The 19,002-nt window shown below is 40.7% G+C and carries 14 protein-coding genes; 12 read left to right on the top strand and 2 right to left on the bottom strand.

The features are described 5' to 3' along the window. Positions 1-140: 140 nt before the first annotated feature. Together ACE198_RS15975 and ACE198_RS15970 are read left to right on the top strand one after the other, a co-directional pair. The gene (locus ACE198_RS15975; protein ID WP_375376213.1) at positions 141-1,352 is read left to right on the top strand and encodes an MFS transporter; all 1,212 of its coding nucleotides are present in this window, start codon (positions 141-143) and stop codon (positions 1,350-1,352) included. A gap of 203 nt (positions 1,353-1,555) precedes the next feature. Further along, on the top strand, positions 1,556-2,323 hold the full coding sequence (locus ACE198_RS15970) for a 3-hydroxyacyl-CoA dehydrogenase (protein WP_375376212.1): 768 nt from the start codon (positions 1,556-1,558) through the stop codon (positions 2,321-2,323). Positions 2,324-2,368: 45 nt separating this feature from the next. Here the strand turns inward: ACE198_RS15970 and ACE198_RS15965 are convergent, their stop codons facing one another. Beyond that, complete coding sequence (locus ACE198_RS15965) at positions 2,369-2,575, bottom strand: zinc ribbon domain-containing protein (RefSeq protein WP_375376211.1); 207 nt, start codon at positions 2,573-2,575, stop codon at positions 2,369-2,371. Positions 2,576-2,718: 143 nt separating this feature from the next. On the opposite strand from ACE198_RS15965, the gene ACE198_RS15960 reads away from it, so the two are divergent. From ACE198_RS15960 to recQ, 8 genes are all read left to right on the top strand, one after another. Then, positions 2,719-4,464 carry a sigma 54-interacting transcriptional regulator gene (locus ACE198_RS15960; RefSeq protein ID WP_375376210.1) on the top strand — a complete coding sequence of 582 codons (1,746 nt, stop codon included), beginning with the start codon at positions 2,719-2,721 and terminating at the stop codon, positions 4,462-4,464. 175 nt (positions 4,465-4,639) lie between these two features. Further along, on the top strand, positions 4,640-6,163 hold the full coding sequence (locus ACE198_RS15955) for a long-chain-fatty-acid--CoA ligase (protein WP_375376209.1): 1,524 nt from the start codon (positions 4,640-4,642) through the stop codon (positions 6,161-6,163). A gap of 199 nt (positions 6,164-6,362) precedes the next feature. Then, positions 6,363-7,508, top strand: coding sequence for an acyl-CoA dehydrogenase family protein (locus tag ACE198_RS15950; RefSeq protein ID WP_375376208.1), 1,146 nt, complete (start codon positions 6,363-6,365; stop codon positions 7,506-7,508). Between the two features lie 14 nt (positions 7,509-7,522). After that, positions 7,523-8,680, top strand: a complete 1,158-nt coding sequence (locus tag ACE198_RS15945; protein WP_375376207.1) for a thiolase family protein — start codon at positions 7,523-7,525, stop codon at positions 8,678-8,680. A gap of 180 nt (positions 8,681-8,860) precedes the next feature. Continuing rightward, positions 8,861-10,435 carry a fatty acid--CoA ligase gene (locus ACE198_RS15940; RefSeq protein ID WP_375376206.1) on the top strand — a complete coding sequence of 525 codons (1,575 nt, stop codon included), beginning with the start codon at positions 8,861-8,863 and terminating at the stop codon, positions 10,433-10,435. A 15-nt stretch (positions 10,436-10,450) separates the two neighbouring features. After that, positions 10,451-11,545 (top strand): CaiB/BaiF CoA transferase family protein, encoded by a 1,095-nt coding sequence (locus ACE198_RS15935; RefSeq protein ID WP_375376205.1) that lies wholly within the window; start codon positions 10,451-10,453, stop codon positions 11,543-11,545. Positions 11,546-11,663: 118 nt separating this feature from the next. Next, on the top strand, positions 11,664-11,858 hold the full coding sequence (locus ACE198_RS15930; protein WP_375376204.1) for a hypothetical protein: 195 nt from the start codon (positions 11,664-11,666) through the stop codon (positions 11,856-11,858). A gap of 120 nt (positions 11,859-11,978) precedes the next feature. After that, a complete protein-coding gene (recQ, locus tag ACE198_RS15925) occupies positions 11,979-14,111 on the top strand; it encodes a DNA helicase RecQ (RefSeq protein WP_375376203.1) in 2,133 nt (710 codons plus the stop codon). A 201-nt stretch (positions 14,112-14,312) separates the two neighbouring features. On the opposite strand, the gene ACE198_RS15920 is transcribed toward recQ, so the two are convergent. After that, on the bottom strand, positions 14,313-15,113 hold the full coding sequence (locus tag ACE198_RS15920; RefSeq protein ID WP_251459304.1) for a formate/nitrite transporter family protein: 801 nt from the start codon (positions 15,111-15,113) through the stop codon (positions 14,313-14,315). Positions 15,114-15,618: 505 nt separating this feature from the next. On the opposite strand from ACE198_RS15920, the gene ACE198_RS15915 reads away from it, so the two are divergent. Then, complete coding sequence (locus ACE198_RS15915) at positions 15,619-17,151, top strand: recombinase family protein (RefSeq protein WP_098575762.1); 1,533 nt, start codon at positions 15,619-15,621, stop codon at positions 17,149-17,151. A 416-nt stretch (positions 17,152-17,567) separates the two neighbouring features. Beyond that, positions 17,568-18,752 (top strand): radical SAM/CxCxxxxC motif protein YfkAB, encoded by a 1,185-nt coding sequence (yfkAB, locus tag ACE198_RS15910; protein ID WP_375376202.1) that lies wholly within the window; start codon positions 17,568-17,570, stop codon positions 18,750-18,752. The last annotated feature ends 250 nt before the right edge of the window (positions 18,753-19,002 follow it).

The following is a 19,002-nucleotide window of genomic DNA, read 5'->3' as shown; positions in this document are numbered from 1 at the left end:
CAAAATAAATGATAAGATTTTTGTTTCAATGTTTTTCCAGAAAGCTCGTATTCTTTTTCCAGTATCTGTGCTATTATTTAGTAATGCGAAGTAAATATAATTATGTGAATTAACTTGTTGGGATGAAGGGAGGGGACGGTTTGAAAGAGCGTTTGTGGACGAAGTCGTTTATCATGCTCATGGTGGGAAATCTTTTTGTATTTTTGTCATTTCAAATGCTCATTCCTACTCTGCCGCCATATATAAAATCAATAGGGGCTTCAGGGCTAGAGATTGGCTTAGTGACAGGATTATTTTCAATTGGCGCGGTGATAAGCCGGCCATTTATCGGCTTTTTGCTTGAATATAAGCCAAGAAAGTCGTTTGTTATAATAGGAGCCTTGATGCTCTTCCTGGTCACAATTCTTTATCCTATTTCACAGATTGTTGTGGTTTTTCTGTTATTCCGCTTCTTCCATGGTCTTGCATGGGGGTGGTCAACAACAGTTAATGGAACCGCAGCGGTAGATGCAATCCCCAATTCGCGGCTGGGGGAAGGGATGGGTTACTTCGGGCTCTCCATGACCATTGCATACATTATTGCTCCTAGTCTAGGAATCTTCATTTACAATCTGACTACTTTTGGAAATCTTATTTTTATATCGGCGATATTAGGGGCTGTTTCAATTATCCTGCTTACAGCTGTACGCTATCAAACTCCTCAAGCAGTGATAAATACACGTAAAGAAGATTTGAAGTTTTCATATATTGGTTCTTCAGTTGAAAAATCAAGCTTGTTTCCAGCCTTTATCACCATTATTATCAATTTAGGATATGGCTCAGTTGTGACTTTTATTGTTATTTTTGGTGTAGAGCGCGGCATTGAACAAATCTTTTTGTTTTATATTTTCAACGCGATATTGGCAACATTGGGAAGACCATTTGCCGGAAGATGGTTTGATGAAAAAGGTCCCATCGGTCTTGTTTTGTTCTGTACATTCTCTACGTTTGTTGGGATGTGGGTCCTTTCATTTGCCCATTCCAACTTGCTTATCGCCATCTCGGGTGCCTTATTTGGTTTAGGATTTGGCTGCTTGATACCTACACTGCAATCTTGGGCATTACTCATGACCCCATCTCATCGACGAGGTGTGGCGAACGGGATGATTTTCTCATCCATTGATTTGGGCTTGGGTTTAAGCGGGATTATTTTTGGTGTAACAGCCCAATTTGTTAGTACAGCATCCATTTTTCGGATTGCGAGTCTTTTTCTCCTAGCGGCCATCGTCTTAGTTATATTCATGGAAAGAAAGAAGCAATCTGGCTTACGAGCAGACGTTGTGGCAAAGAAAAAGGTCAGGACCTCATTTTGATGAGGACTGACCTTTTATTATTTTTATAGATTCTCTTTTCTTCTAAATAAAGTAGTACATGTACAGGATTTGCACACTTTGCAGGCGTATCTGTCCAAACAACAAACATTAATGCGGTTAACTTTTGCACATGTGGCTAGAAACCCGCTTTGGCACAATACTTGCAAAATAATAAAATATTATTCTTTTTAGGGGGTTACTATATGCAAATCAATACATGTCGGGCCATCGTTACAGGAGGGGCTTCAGGGCTGGGAGAGGCGACGATTCGAAAAATTGTTCAAAATGGAGGAAAGGCAGTTATTATTGATCAATCTGGGGAAAATGGTGTACGGCTCCAAAATGAATTAGGGGAAGCCGTATTGTTTATAAAGGCTGATGTCACGAAAGAAGAGGACATTCAAGAGGCTGTTCATCAAGCAGCGGATTATATGGGCAGTGTAAATACTGTGGTGAACTGTGCTGGAATTGGTATGGCGGAGAAGGTGATTGGCAGAAATGGTGTACATAATCTTTCACTTTTTTCAAAAGTCATTCATGTAAATTTAATCGGTTCATTTAATGTAATTCGGATTGCGGCGGAAGTAATGGCCGGTAATAAGGTGAATGAACAAGGTGAAAGAGGTGTGATTATTAATACTGCATCCATTGCCGCCTTTGACGGGCAAATTGGCCAGGCAGCTTACAGTGCTTCTAAAGGTGGAATTGTCGGAATGACCCTGCCAATAGCAAGAGAGCTGGCTCGCTATGGGATTCGAGTCATGACGATTGCTCCTGGTTTATTCCACACACCGATGTTTGATACCCTGCCGGAAGAAGCGAAAGATTCGCTCGGAAAAATGGTGCCATTCCCATCAAGGTTAGGATATCCAAGTGAATACGCGCAGCTCGTTCAAAGCATCTTCGAAAATCCGATGTTAAATGGAGAAACAATCCGGCTGGATGGGGCAATAAGAATGCAGCCCAAATAAATGTTGGTAACAAGGGGAATTCCAATTGGAATCCCCTTTCATTCATCAACCTCCAAAGAATAGGTCAATGATATTTGAAGCAGTGGATGTTTTTTTGTTGTAAAACTCTGAGTATCCACAGTTCTTGCAAAAGACAACCGTAAACGTGTTGTGTTGGAGATCAAACATCTTTGATAGACCCGTCCCTGTCATGGCTACATCTTTTGTTCCAGTATCTTTGCTGCCACATTTAATACAGCCTTTTTGGCTCATAATCTCACTCCTCGAATAAATTCCTCTTATTTATTTACGACTCACGAGCCTAAAAGTTTCCATTAAAAATAGATATTATTTAAATATTCAAAAATATCTCTTGCTTTTGTTACAATAAAGATATGAAGAAAAGGGGGGATGACATGGTCCAATTTAACGAGTTGATTACGTCTGTCGACTGCATGGTTACCGAGGATACAACACTATGTGAAGCTATCCGTTTAATGAATAACAAGAAGTGGAACTTGCTTCCAGTTATAGACACGAATGGAAAACTAGCTGGCGTCTTTACGCGAAGCGGATTATTTCAAATGGTTCTAGAAGAGGTGCCCCTATCCACCCCTATCAAAACTTATATTAAAGAACAAGTTGAAACACTGCCGATTGACACTCCCTATGAAAGTATCGAAAAAATTGTAAAAAACAGCCAGGTGGGCACCGGAGTAGTTGTGGATCATCAGAACCATGTTGTAGGAATCCTCACAAAAACAGATATGGTCATGTCCTTGTTGCAAACCTCACAAGAATTAAACAGAGTAAAAACCTTAAAAAGGACATTAGAAACTGCGTTAGACCATGCTTATGACGGAATTGTCATGACGGATGAAAATAAAAACATCCAGATGGTCAGTCCTCCTCTACTCGAATTATTTAATCTTCAACCAGCATGCGTTCTCTACAAACCAGTTGCCAAAGTATTGCCGACCCTTCATCTCGATAAGGTCTATCAAACTGAAACAGCTGAAGTGAGTGGTTTTCTAGAGATTAATGGCATTAAATATATGGTCCATCGAATACCTATCTTAGAGGATGGAAAAGTCATAGGAGCGATTGGGAAAATAGTATTTAGACAATTAAAAGAGGTCAGTGAATTATTTAAAAAGCTACAGAAAGCGGAAAATAAGGCGAGCTTTTACCATCAGCAATTTCAAAAGTCGGAGTCTGCTAGATATACCTGGGAGCACCTTTTAACAGTTGATCCCTATATGGAAAAACTGAAGAAAAGTGCGGCCAAAGCAGCAAAGGGCAGGTCTACTATTCTTATTCGTGGAGAAAGTGGCACGGGTAAAGAGTTGTTTGCACAAGCGATTCATAATAGTAGTGCAAGAAGTACAGGAAAGTTTATTGTCGTAAATTGTGCAGCAATTCCAGAAGAATTGTTAGAATCGGAGTTTTTTGGTTATGACCAAGGTGCCTTTACAGGTGCAAGGCAAAAAGGCAAACTTGGAAAGTTTGATTTGGCTAATGGGGGAACCTTATTTCTTGATGAGGTTGGCGATATGTCTCTCTCATTACAAGCCAAACTGCTCCGCGTGCTTCAAGAACGTGAATTCTATCGGGTTGGTGGAACGGTAAGAATTCAAGTGGATGTCCGTATCATTGCTGCCACCAATCGGAACCTGGAAGAAATGGTCAAAGAGGGCCTGTTTCGAGAGGATTTATATTATCGTCTCAATGTCATTTCATTATTTGTCCCGCCACTTCGCGATCGACTGTATGATACAGATCATTTAATTGAGCGGTTTATGATTGAATTAAATCAAATTTTAGGCACCAGCATTACGGGAATGGATTACAGGGCAAGAGAAGCAATGCTAAGTTATCCGTGGCCAGGAAATGTTCGCGAACTACGGAACGTGATGGAACGGGCTATGACCTTTGCTGAAAATGGGAAAATCATGCTAGAGGATCTTCCTGATTATTTAGTGAAGCAGGTCTCTATGATAGATCCTTCTCAAAATATATCATTAGTTGAAAACGCTGAACTTGAAGCAATTAAAATGGCACTCGTCCAGGTCCAAGGAAATAAGGTTCAAGCCGCCAGATTACTAGGAATCAGCCGATCTGGTTTATATGAAAAAATAAAAAAATATAAACTGCCAACATAGGAAGAAGAGTGTCCAGAAAATGGACAGTAAATTGTCCACTGTGTTTGGAAGATACCCATCTCGTTATGGGAATTTGACGCTTGTTCAGGACTACAGAACTACAACATGATTTCTAGTATATTGGCATAAATATTGCATAAATACTAGAGTAGTCATTTAAAAGGGGGATTCATTTATGAATATCGGAAGCTTACTAGCCCAAAATGCCCGCAAGTTCCCTGAATTACTAGCGATTGAATGTGAGGGGCGAAGTTATACATATCGCCAATTTAATGAGGAAGTAAATCAACTTGCTAACGGCCTATTGAAGCAGGGGGTCAATAAAGGAGATAAACTAGCATTGATGATGAAGAATTCGGATCACTTTGTATTTACCTTTTTTGCTGCTGCAAAAATTGGTGCCATTGCCGTCCCGATTAACTTCCGCCTCACTGCTTCTGAGGTTCACTACATTTTAGACCAATCCGATACGTCTTTAGTTGTGTGTGATAAGGAGTTCGAACCTATCATTGCGGCGGCAAAACAAGACACGGATGTGCGATTAGTCATTACGGTCGGGGAACCAGAAATAACAGGCAACTATTCTTATCAAGGAATTTTATCGGAAAACGACATGGAACCGGATGTGGAAGTTTCTGAGCAAGACGATTTAGAAATCTTGTACACTTCGGGGACAACAGGACGTCCGAAAGGTGCCCTGTTTGATCATAGTCAAATTTTTAAAGTAGGAATTGCTGTCGTTATCAACATGGGGATTAGGCAACATGAACGAATTCTCCATCTCGCTCCACTTTTTCACTCAGCCCAATTAAACCTATTTCTTATTTCAGGTGTAGCACTTGGTGCCACACATATTATCCATCGAGATTTTCATCCAGTCAAAACACTCCAAGCGATTCAAGAACATAAAATCACCCACCTTTTTGCCGTTCCAGCTATGTATAATTTTCTTCTTCAAGTACCCAATGCAGCGGATTATGATTTATCTTCTATAAAGAGAGTCGGCTACGGGGCCGCGCCAATGGCACCGGAACTGGTCAAAAAGAGTATTCAACTCTTTAAAACCGAGCAGTTTTATAACTTGTGCGGCTTGACAGAGGCGGGTCCAGGCGGAATTCTCCTCGATCCGGAAGGTCACAAACTCCATCTTGGTAAAGGTGGGAAACCCATTTTCTTAACAGAAACAAGGGTTATCAATGAAGAAGGCAAGGATGTATTGCCTGGAGTGATTGGCGAATTTATCGTTCGCAGTGACATGGTGATGAAGGAGTATTATAAAAAAACGGAGGAAACGAAGAGTACGTTGAAAAATGGCTGGCTCTATACCGGAGACTTAGCGACGATTGATGAAGAAGGGTATATCACGTTAGTCGATCGTAAAAAAGACATGATTATCTCAGGTGGTGAAAATGTATACTCTGTTGAAGTGGAATCGGTTCTTTTTGAACATCCAAATGTCCTCGACGCTGCCATTATAGGCTTGCCTGATGAGGTATGGGGGGAGGCAGTCTGTGCCATTATTGTTCCGAAGGAAGGTACAGAAATTGATGAACTGGAATTAAAGAGTTTCTGCCGTCAAAAATTAGCAGGCTATAAGGTTCCTAGGCGGATCTTTATCGAAAAGGAGCTGCCGCGGAACGCGTCTGGGAAAGTCCTAAAATATCAACTGCGTGAGAGGATGAGAAATGTAACGATTTAGAGGTATACGAGGGAAATAATTCCAATTATTGTATAAATTCATCCGTGATTTGTAAAATAACCCCGAGTTTACGTCTAATAAAGCATAATTGTGTAAAAAAGTCTAAGTTTACGTAAAAATATAGTAATTTCCTCAATAAACCCGGAGTACTTTTTATAAAAATGTAAACGCTATCAATCAGAAAGAGAGGTATTTGTATATGAAACATCCCTACTTAAATGAAGATCATGAAATATTTCGTAAGTCATTGCGAAAGTTTTTGGACAAAGAAGCATATCCCATGTATCAGAAGTGGGAGGAGGACCGGATGATTCCGCGCTCTTTCTGGAAGAAGATGGGCGAACAGGGGTTTCTTTGCCCTGATATCGATGAAAAGTACGGCGGCAGTGAGGTCGACTGGGGATTCGCGGTGGTCATTAATGAAGAGCTGGAACGGGTGGGATCAGGGTTAGTTGGAATAGGACTCCATAATGATATTGTCGTCCCCTACATTACTTCTTATGGGACAGAAGAACAAAAGCAGCGCTGGCTCCCGAAATGTGTGACAGGTGAAATCATTACCGCGATTGCCATGACGGAACCAGGCACAGGCTCTGATCTAGCAAACATCAAAACAACGGCCAAACTTGACGGTGACCATTATATTGTGAATGGTCAAAAGACCTTCATTACCAATGGAATCCAATCTGATCTCATTGTTGTCGCCGTTAAAACGGACCTAAATGCAGTGCCAATGCATAAAGGAGTTAGTCTCCTCGTCATTGAAAGAGGTGCACCTGGATTTTCACGAGGGAGAAAGTTAAACAAAGTCGGTCTCCACTCCCAGGATACAGCGGAATTAATCTTTGAAGATTGCCGTGTCCCGAAGGAAAACCTTCTCGGAGAGGAAGGCAAAGGATTTCTTTATTTAATGGAAAAACTCCAACAGGAAAGACTCCTTGTCGCGATTGGAGCGCAAACGGCGTCGGAAGTAATGCTGAAAATGACGATTGACTATGTAAAAAGCAGGGAAGCGTTTGGAAAACCGGTCAGCCAATTCCAAAACACCCAATTTAAAATTGTGGAAATGGCTACAGAAATTGAAATGGGCAGAGCCTTTTTGGATCAGTTAATAGCAGAGCATATTGGAGGGAAAAACGTTGTTACCAAAGTCTCAATGGCTAAATGGAAACTAACCGAAACCGCAAAAAGAGTTGCCGCAGAATGCATGCAGCTTCATGGCGGTTATGGATATATGGAAGAATACGAGATTGCGAGAAGATTCCGTGATATACCCGTTTCTAGCATTTACGCTGGAACTAACGAAATAATGAAAACCATTATTGCCAAAAATCTAGGATTATAGAGAGGGAGATTAAGATGCGTGAAGTAGTAATTGTGGAAGGTGTCCGTACACCAGTTGGAAGAAGAAATGGCGTCCTAAAAGATATCCGTCCGGATGATTTATCAGGGTTAACGTTAAAGGAACTAGTTAATCGAGTGGGGATCGACCCGGCGCTTGTAGACGATGTCATTTGGGGATGTGTGACCCAAGCGGGCGAGCAAGCAGGTGACATTGCCAGAGTGGCCGCGTTAATCGCCGGCTTCCCGATTGAAGTCCCGGGAACAACCATTGACCGTCAATGTGGCTCAAGTCAACAGGCCGTACATTTTGCTGCACAAGCAATCTTGGCCGGTGATATGGATGTGGTAATAGCCGGAGGTGTGGAAAGCATGTCGCGTGTTCCAATGGGTTCCAACTACAAAGGGGCTGAGGAGCCTTTTAGTCCTAATTTAAGGTCGAAGTATGAAATGATCCATCAAGGACTATCAGCCGAGCGGATATCAGAAAAATATGGGTTTACCCGTGAGGTACTTGATCGATTTTCCCTCGAAAGCCATCAAAAAGCACTAAAGGCACAGGAAGAGGGGCATTTTTCAAGGGAGATTTTCCCGATTGAGGTAAAGCTTCCAGATGGAACCTCCACCGTTATCAAGGATGATTCTGGTCCGAGAAAAGGAACATCTTTAGAGGCATTGGCTGGACTTCGTACCTCTTTTAAAGAAGATGGCGTGATTCATGCAGGTAATTCAAGCCAAATAAGTGACGGGGCAGCGGCGGTACTGCTCATGTCCCGTGAGAAAGCAGACGAACTTGGATTGAAACCGCGCTTTCGTGTTCACACACGCGTGGTGGTCGGTTCAGATCCCACTTTGATGCTGACAGGACCGATTCCAGCTACACAAAAGGCACTAGAAAAGTCCGGCTTATCCATTGATGATATTGATGTGTTTGAAGTTAATGAAGCTTTCGCCCCTGTTCCACTTGCTTGGCTGAAAGAGACAGGTGCAGACCCTGCGAAACTAAATCCCAATGGCGGTGCGATAGCCCTCGGACATCCATTAGGAGGTAGCGGTGCACGTCTAATGGTGACGATGATGCATGAATTGGAGCGAACTGGCGGGCGCTACGGATTGCAAACTATGTGTGAAGGTCATGGGATGGCCAATGCCACGATTATTGAGCGTTTAGTTTAAGCATTATGCAGATTCGCTGATAGAACAGTAAAATTCGCCGATTGGAGAGGAAAATTCGCCGATTGACCAGCAAAATTCGCTGAAAGACCAGTAAAATTCGCCGATTGACCAGTAAAATTCGCTGAAAGACCAGTAGAATAGCTGATAAACCAAAATAAATTCGGTAACGGAGGCAATTCAATGACGACAACGATTGGTAAAATCTTTGATTTGACGGTGAAAAAGTATCCGAACAAACAAGCTATTTACGATGTTAGGAAAAATGTCCGCTATACGTATAGGGAATGGAACGAGCAGGTGAATCGACTCGCGAATGCCCTCTTAAAAGAAGGGGTGAAAAAAGGCGACCGTGTCTCTACCTTCATGTTTAATACCGAAGAATTAGGGACAGCTTTTTTCGCTTGTGCAAAAATCGGTGCTATCTTCAATCCGATTAATTTCCGCTTACCGTCAGAAGAAGTTGCCTATATTCTTTCAGATGCTACTCCAAAGGCCGTTATTTTTGAAAAGGCCTTAGAGCCTGTCATATCAGCGATTGCCAATCGCTTTGAGAAAACCTCCTTTTGGTTTATAGATGAACAAGCACCAAAGTACGCACAAAGCTACCAGGAAAAACTGGCAGCGGCTTCCACTGAGAACATTCATACGGACGTGAAAGAAACCGATCTTTATGCCTTTATTTATACGAGCGGGACAACGGGAAGGCCAAAAGGAGTCATGCATACCCACCGTAATATGGTCGACCAAAGTGTATTCTGTATTGCATCATGCAAACTTAGAGCAGAAGATGTAGGTCTTGTCACTGCACCGATGTTCCATTGTGCTGAACTACATTGCGCCTTTCTGCCAAGGATTCATGCAGGAGCAAGCAATGTCATTCTGCATCAATTCAATCCAAAAGCAATCCTTCCATTAATTGAAAGAGAAAAAATCACAAAATTCTTTGCAGCACCAACCATGTGGAATATGCTCCTTCAAGAGGACCTAAGTCAGTATGACCTGTCCAGTCTCCAGCTTGGATTATATGGTGCGGCACCCATGGCACCAGCACTTGTTCATGCGCTCCATGACAATCTAGGAATCTCATTGATTCAAGCCTATGGAATGACTGAAATGGGCCCCGCTATCACCTTCCTATCGGAGACTGATCAACTGAGGAAAGCAGGTTCAGCAGGGCAAGCAGCCTTAAGCCATGACATTCGGGTAGTTCGAACAAGAGAAGACGGGCCATCCAATCCTGATGATGTTGTACCAGTCGGTGAGACCGGAGAGATTATTGTACAAGGGCCATGTATGATGGTTGGTTATTTCAACCGCGAAGAAGCGACGGAGAAAGCATTGTATAAAGGTTGGTACCATTCCGGTGATATCGGTTATCTTGATGACGAGGGGTATCTTTATGTCAATGACCGTGTCGATGACATGATTATAAGCGGCGGTGAAAATATTTATCCAAGGGAAGTGGAGGACGTTTTACATGCCCACACTGGTGTCCTGGATGTGGCAATTGTTGGCCAGCCGAATGACCGCTGGGGCGAGACGGTTACGGCGTTTGTTGTCAAAAAAGATCCAAAGGTCACGGAGCAGGAACTGGATGAATACTGCAAAAACTCAGACCAGCTCGCGAATTATAAACGTCCGCGAAAATATGTATTTTGTGAGGCTTTGCCGAGAAATGCCAGTGGTAAGATAATGAAATTCGTTTTAAGAAAACAATTGGAGGAGCTTTATACTCCAGGCACTACAAAATCGTAAAAGAGGGTCCTTACTATGTTAAAAGGTATTAAAGTTATTGATTTTACGAACTACTTGCCAGGTCCTTTCGCCACATTACGTCTTGCTGAACTGGGTGCAGATATCATTAAAGTGGAGCCGCCCGAAGGGGATCCTGCACGGCATACAGGGATTTCAAAACAGCGGGACGGCTTCGTTTTTCTAGCTAACAACCGTCAGAAGAAAAGTATCATCCTTAACTTAAAGGAAAAAGAGGGATACGACATCGCTTGTAAATTAATCTCTCAAGCCGATGTCGTCATCGAAAGCTTCAGACCAGGGGTAATGGAGAAGCTTGGTTTAGGATATGAGGCGGTTCAAAAAGTAAAGCCGGATATTATCTACTGCTCGATATCTGGCTATGGACAGAGAGGGTTATTAAGTAAACTGGGTAATCATGACATCAATTATATGGCGTTAAGTGGAGTATTGTCCCAGTTCAAGGACAAAGCCGGCAAACCTGTCCATCCATCGATCACTTTAGGAGATTATTTAGGCGGTTATGCTGCCAATGAACGGATTTTAGCCGGACTTGTTTCGAGAACTTTAACCGGAAAAGGAAGCTATCATTCTATCTCTATTACAGACCAACTTGTGTCGTTATTAGGGAACCATGTGATGGTTGAAAAAGAAACTGGGGCAGAAACAGGCATTAATGTTCTTAACGGAAGCATTGTTTCTTATGCATTATATGAAACAAGTGATGAGAGGTTTATGAGCATTGGCGCGCTCGAACCAAAGTTTTGGTCTAATTTTTGCCGGGCCCATGGTCGTGAAGAATGGATTGGAGAACATTTTTCTGCCGCAGAAGATGGTAACCCTATTTTTCAGGAACTCACTAAGTTATTAAAAAGTAAAACCTTCTATGAGTGGATTGAATTCGCCCAAAAGGTCGACTGCTGCATGACCCCTGTTCTTGAAATAGGGGAATTAAACACTAACCCCTACTTCCGAGAAAAAGAACTCGTCTTTGCTTCATCCTGGGGAGACTATCAGGTAAAGATGCACAGTGACCTAGAGCAGGAATCCATTGCCCCGCCTCCGCAAAAGAACGAACATAAGGACGAAATCATGAGGAATATCTTAATTTAAAAATAAAAACTGACTGCCAAGGGGAATTTTGGCAGTCTTTCTTGTTAATAGTGGTAATAGTCAATACAATATAAAAATAGCAATGTATAAATGTAATTAGAAAGGGGAGGTTTACGTGATGGAAGGTACGAATTTTTTTGGACTGTTTGCTATAATTCCAATTTTATTGTATTTAGCTATTCTGGGCTTTAGTATTTATTTCATTATCCGAACAATAAGGTTCATGAATGAAAAAACTAAATTAGACCAACAAAGAAATGAGAAGTTGGATTTATTGATAGATGCCATAAAAGAGGGTAAGACTGAAAAATAAACCAACCATAAAAAATGCGCTTAGAAACCTAAGCGTTATTTTTACGGATAATTGCTTTTTGAAAATCGAATGGCTAGCAGTATAATAGAGTTAGATTAATAAATGAAAGGAGGAACAAGTTTGTTTGAAAAAGCACTGCCTTTACTAGAGTCCCACTTCGGTTATAGCTCCTTTAGGACAGGCCAAGAGCAGGCCATTCGGTCCGTTTTATCTGGCAATAATACAATTACTGTCATGCCAACCGGTGGTGGGAAATCCATTTGTTATCAGATTCCTGCACTTGTTTTACCGGGTACCACGATTGTTATTTCCCCACTAATTTCTTTAATGAAGGACCAGGTAGATGCCCTCATTCAAGTTGGTATTCCCGCGACATTTATCAATAGCTCTTTAAGTTACGGAGAAGCAAATAAGCGCATGCAAGAAGCCGTGCAAGGAAGATACAAGCTATTATATCTCGCACCTGAACGATTGGAATCACATGATTTCCTTGAAGACCTATACAGCATGGATATACCATTGGTTGCAGTGGACGAGGCCCACTGTATCTCGCAATGGGGCCATGATTTCCGTCCAAGCTACCGCCATATTCAAGAGTTAATTAATAGCCTTCCACAAAGACCCATAGTATTAGCTCTTACTGCTACAGCCACACCAAAGGTTCGAGAAGATATTTGCGATTTATTAGGCATTAATGAAGAGAATACGATTATTACAGGATTTGAGCGGGAAAATTTATCTTTTACGGTTATTAAGGGTCAAGATCGGGATAAGTTTATTAAAGACTATCTAAAAAGGAATGATAAAGAAGCAGGCATTATCTATGCAGCCACCCGCAAGAATGTCGATCAACTCTATGAACGACTTATAAAAGCGAATATAAAAGCTGCACGTTATCATGCTGGGATGGGTGATGTGGAGCGGAACCGGGAGCAGGAACGTTTCTTAGCAGATGATGCAACGGTGATGGTTGCGACCTCTGCATTTGGTATGGGGATCGACAAATCCAATATCCGCTATGTGATCCACTTCCAGCAGCCCAAAAACATGGAGAGTTATTATCAAGAAGCAGGCCGTGCCGGCAGGGATGGATTGAAGAGCGAATGTATTCTTCTCCATTCCTCACAAGATGTGCAAATACAACGTTTTTTGATTGATCAGTCCAGTGATCGAAGCCGAATGACTCAAGAATTAGAAAAACTTCAGCTAATGGTTGATTATTGCCATACAGAAAACTGCCTGCAGGAATTTATTTTAAAGTACTTTGGTGAAACAGAGACAGAGCCTTGCGGCAGATGCGGAAACTGCCTAGATACTAGGACAAGCATCGATGTAACGAAGGAAGCACAAATGGTGATGTCCTGCGTGATTCGTATGGGGCAGCGTTTTGGAAAGACAATCACGGCCCAAGTATTAACGGGGTCGAAAAATAAAAAGGTAACAGAGATGAATTTCGACAGGCTGCCAACCTATGGAATCATGAAGGATAGAAGCTCAAAGGATGTCAGTGACTTCATTGAGTTTTTGATATCACAGGAGTTAATAGGAATCGAACAAGGGCAATTTCCAACCTTGTTCGTCTCACCAAAAGGAAAAGATATCCTCTTAGGTAAGCAGCAGGTCCATCGCCGCGAAACTGTTCAAGTGAAACAGGTAGCCAAAGATGACCCATTATTTGAGGTATTAAGAGAGGTACGGAAGCAAATTGCGGAAACTGAGAAAGTACCGCCGTTCGTGATTTTTTCTGATGCCTCCTTAAAGGATATGTGTGCGATGCTGCCAAAAACGACGGAAGAATTTTTACAGGTGAGCGGCGTAGGGGAACTGAAGTTAAAAAAATATGGTCTAGAATTTATTCAAGCGATCAGGTCCTTCTCCGAAACCAATTCAGACTATCAGAGTGAATTGGCACATGTTGAAAAAGCCCCAAAGAAACCTGCCAAGAAAACTGGGGTAACTGATTCGCATTTGGAAACATTAAAACTGCATCAGGAAAATTTATCAATTGAGGAGATTGCCGAGAAGCGTGATTTAGCGGTAAGCACGGTAGAAAATCATCTGCTTCAAAGTGCACAACATGGTTTAGAGGTTGATTTTACGAAGTATATACCTCCCGAATATATGCCGCTTTTGGAAAAGGCATTGGCAGAAGCCGGCCGAGAACGCTTAAAACCGATCAAGGACCTGCTTCCAGAGGAAGTAAGTTATTTTATGATTAAAGCCTACGTATATTTTATTAGCAAAAAGAAATAAGAAAAGGCACACATCAATGAATTTCACCTGATGTGTGCTTTTTAAATATGCTTAAGATGTACTTATTAAGATGGTGATTACAATTGTTTTTATTTTTAGAATATTCATAATAGTTGTCGATTACTCTCTGATCTTGTTGATATTTCCCCGGGAATTTGTCGATATCCATCTTAAAATAAAGCGAACAGGGCTTATTGAAGCTTAGCTGCCCTGTTCTTTGTCGTAATCATCTAAAAATGGCTTGTTTGCATAATAGTACATCATGGCCATAAAAACAGCGCCTCCAATCATATTTCCAATCGTGACAGGTACTAAATTGTGGATGACACCGCCCCAAGAAATAGTTCCAGGATGATTTAAAACTAAGGCAATTGCAAACGTACACATATTAGCGATGCTGTGTTCATATCCAGAAATAAAGAAACAAAAGACAAACAGCATCATCGTAAACATCTTCGGTCCATCCCCCTTCAAGCCCATAGGCAGAAAGAAGGCCATACAGACAAGCCAATTACAGAGAATGGCCCGAAAAAATAACTCCGTCGTTGGGACCTGCATTTTTATCTCGACAACATGAAGTAAAAAGCCGTTAACTTCTGAACTTTCATAAAGTCCTGTTGTAAAAATAATGAAAGCAAACACGGCAGCTCCAAGAATATTTCCTCCGTAACTGCAAACCCAAAGCTTAAAGACATCTGTCCAGTTCATCTTCTTACGAAGCGCGGCATAGGTGTAATAAAAGGTATTTCCTGTAAACAAATCTCCACCGCCATAGGCAATTAAAATGATCGCTGCCCCAAAGGTTAGTGCTGCCATTGGATAAGCGAGAGGGTTATCAACAATATAGAAGAAGTTTCCTGTTTTAAAGGCTACAATGACACCAAAACCAATAAACATACTTGCAAGCATCGCACGTAAAATATAGCGAAGTATGCTTTGCCGAAAGATTTTCATCTTTTTAAGGGCAAGTTTCTCTGCTTCTCCTAAAGGCTGCATTTCCATATTGATATTCCCGCCAATCCGATTAAATAATATCCCTTTATTTTTTATCGAAAAGGGGGGAGTTATGTATTTATAGGGAAATTTTTCATCAAACAAGCTTAGAATAATTATATTTTTTTATTCATAAACTTTTGTAATGGTTGAAAATAGCAAAAACATCCGGAAATCAGCTATAATAGAGAGGTTTTTTGAAGACTGATTTTAAGGAGATATTATGTCGACATTGAAAAAAATTACCCCTTCATATGATCCATGGGAAGCCTATTTTTTGATCAATAGGAATAGATAATAGCTGGGAAATGGTACTAGCAGGGGTGATGGTATCTGCTGAAACGATGCTTACCAACGCAAACTTCTAAAATTAGAAAAAATCCATCTTAAGACTGTCAATGAAATACTATGTCAGAGATATGAAATTCACTCCACGTATCTAAAGTTATAAATCTTACTCCTTACCAAAATACTGTTATAATTACGTATATAAGGTATAGAGGGGGAGCGCAAAGTGAAAACTGAGACTCCAAAAAAACTAGTAGCAATCTATGTTAGGAAATCAAGGTTAAAAGATGCAGCCGCTATCGAGATTGAAAAACAGACCGAGCTATTAACCAATTATGCAGCAGCAAACAATATGGACTATGAAGTATTTTCCGAGGAAGGAAGCTCAGAGGATTGGAACAGACCCGAATTACAGCGCATGCTACGAGAGCTAAAGTGTAACATATACGACGGAGTGCTAGTTACCGACCAAGACCGACTCACGAGAGATAGAACAGACTTCGGGATATTCGTACGCTTTATGAGGGCTGAGGGCTTAATGTTATTTACGCTAAACAAGGCCTATAATTTCTTAAATGACGACGACCTTTTCTTATCGGGCATACAATCGGAAATGGATAATCACTTTTTGCTTATGACCAAGCGTAAACTACGTAGAGGACGTATACAAGCAATAAAAACGGGCGTTTGGTTTGGTATAGCTCCGTACGGATACAACAAAGACTCTACTACTAAGAAGCTCGTACCTAATACGAAAGAATCCAATGTTGTAAAATCAATTTTCGATATGTACGTAAATAAGGGCATGAACCAAGCCGAGATTTGCGAACAGTTAACTTTAATTGGACAAATGACGAGAAAGCAAGGGAAGAAAGAGGACCGCCCTTTCACAATTAGAGCTATATCGCTAATCCTAGGTAACGTAGCGTACAGAGGTATCGTTCACTATGAGCTTGAAGGCGTAGAGCCTATTCACGTAATAGACGCACATGCAGCTATTATAGACGAGAATACATTTAATAAAGCGCAGGTAATAAGAGAGCAAAATAGGAAAGTGCCACAGACTTTACATAGGGGCGTATATGCTCTCTCGGGGCTGCTTGTGTGTCCTAAATGCGGACAGACACTATCTTTTTGTATGAAGTATAATAAGCGCTCAGCTAGAAATACGCTCAATAAGGCCGAGCGAGAGCTATACGTATTAAATTGCTATGCGTCCAAGTCACAGAAAACTAAGAGCGAGACTGCTGTACGCTGCTCTAATAACGGCGTAAAAGCCAGTAGGATAGAAGACGCACTCTTTCAACAGCTACGGATACAGTTAGAAAAGATAGACGAGGAAATAGAAGTAGTACTTTCCGGAGCTAATAGGTTCATAGACTCAGTAGAATCGAAGCAACAAGTACTAGATAACCGATTTGCGCAGCTAGAAGAGCAAAAGAAGTGTGTACAGAACGGGCATAGAATGGGGATCTATTCGGACTATGAAGCTATAAGCGAAATTAAAGCTATTAGAGTTAAGCAGTTATTAGTAACGCAAGAGCTAAGAAACATGGAGGGAGCAAGTGTAAAAGCCGAAGTAGACCGTAAGAAACAGACCAAGCGCAAAATAGAGCAGATACTTTCGATGGATACTACAGACCTAGTTAAGACAAATAAACTACTTCACGAAGTTATCCACAAGGTTTATTACTGGAAGGAGCGCAGTGACAGTAACGGCGAGAAGTCTTTCGAGATACTAATAGAATTAAAAGAATAGTCAGCTAATGCATGCTTTATTGATGACACATGAAACAACTGATAACAATATAATAATTATGCGTAGGAGAAGACAAGGATATAAACGAACAAAGACGACTATATAAAGAGAATACCCCCACTTTAATAGTATAAAACATGTACTCTATCGGCCCATTTCCCAACAAACCTAACAAAGATAAATGTACATTTATATCTAAAAACTACATTTTTTTACCACGCTTTCACCTCTTTTGAGTATTACTTACACTTCCTTTTTCTTCAATATCAAGGGATATCTATATAAAGCTATTGCTTCCTTATTGTCTAAAAGGATGAGAGTTTTATTACAATCTGTGTATAAAGATGTTTTGTATTGACATAAGTTATTCTAACTGCTCATAATAATAAGTTATGAATAAGATAGGAGTAATTGATATGAATAGACAAGTAACCAAACCTAAAAGCACTCCCCAAAATGATGCATGGGAGGCTTATCTAGATGTAGAGAAGTATGGAAAAACAACTCTATCAAGTATAGAATTTACTACCACTCATCTCTGTAATATGAGATGTGCTCACTGTGCTGTGGGGCATACTCTTGTAACTAAGGACTCTGAGGCATTACCTCTAGAGCTTTTACTACAAAGATTAGATGAGGTTTCTACATTGAGGACTATGAGCATTACAGGTGGAGAGCCTATGATGTCCTTAAAGTCAGTAGAAAACTATGTACTGCCTTTATTAAAATATGCTAATGAGAGAGGCATTTATACTCAGATAAACTCTAACCTAACATTAGACATAGACAGATATAAGCTCATAGCTCCTTATTTAGATGTATTACATATCTCTCATAATTGGGTAACAGAAGATGAGTTTATAGATACAGGCTTTGCTATGATGGAAAGAAAGCCTACTAGGGAACAGAGGAAAGCATTGTTTGACAGGATGATAAGTAACTCAAAGGCTCTATCTGATATGGGAGTTTTAGTATCTGCTGAGACAATGTTAAATAACAGGACAGTACCTCACATAGAAAAAATACATAAGCAGGTTGTTGAGGAGATGGGATGCAAAAGGCATGAGATTCACCCTATGTATGACAGTGGATTTGCTGGTATGACTGCATCATCCGGGATGCAAGATTCATTACTTTCCATGTACCCAAGTGACTTTGCTAGCAATCTTGAAACCTTATCACTAAGTGAAATTCGAGAAGCAATACATCACTTACTGGATGTAAGAGATGAGAAGGTCTGGATGTTGTTTGGGACGCTTCCATTTTATGCTTGCAGCGATATTCAAGAGGATCAAGCTCTTTTACAACGTTTGTATAAAAGTAAAAATGTTACCGTCAGAAATGACCCGGATGGCCGTTCGCGATTGAATGTGAATATTTTTAACGGTGATATTATTGTGACAGATTTCGGTGATACCCCGCCATTAGGCAATATCCAAACTACCAATCTATTAAATGCTTATCAAGTATGGCAAGAATCCTCTGTAGCCAAGGAATTAAGTTGTCATTGCCCAGCGGTCAAATGTCTTGGTCCCAATATTTTGGTGAAGAATAGTTATTATCAAGAGGTAGACTTCACCATTCAAAAAAATAAAATATAAGAAACTAAAAAAAGGATTGTAAAGTCATTTGCCTTTACGGTTCTTTTTTTTTTATTGATAAATCTATTAAAAGTAATTTTATTCCATTAAAATTTCCCTTATACTAAATTTATTGATATTTGCAGGTAGTGTCAAAACTTCTATGAAAAAGTGACCTGAAGTTTTTTTCTTCTCTCTTTTTTGTAGTGGAGGTACCCGCAATCGCTCTTGACAAACACACCAATGGTTTGAGGTTCCTTTAACAAGGGCG

The organism is Neobacillus sp. KR4-4 (assembly GCF_042136325.1).
Classification (GTDB): Bacteria; Bacillota; Bacilli; order Bacillales; family Cytobacillaceae; genus Neobacillus.
The sequence above is the reverse complement of the archived record's forward strand: the minus strand, read 5'-3'. Positions and strand labels throughout refer to the sequence as shown.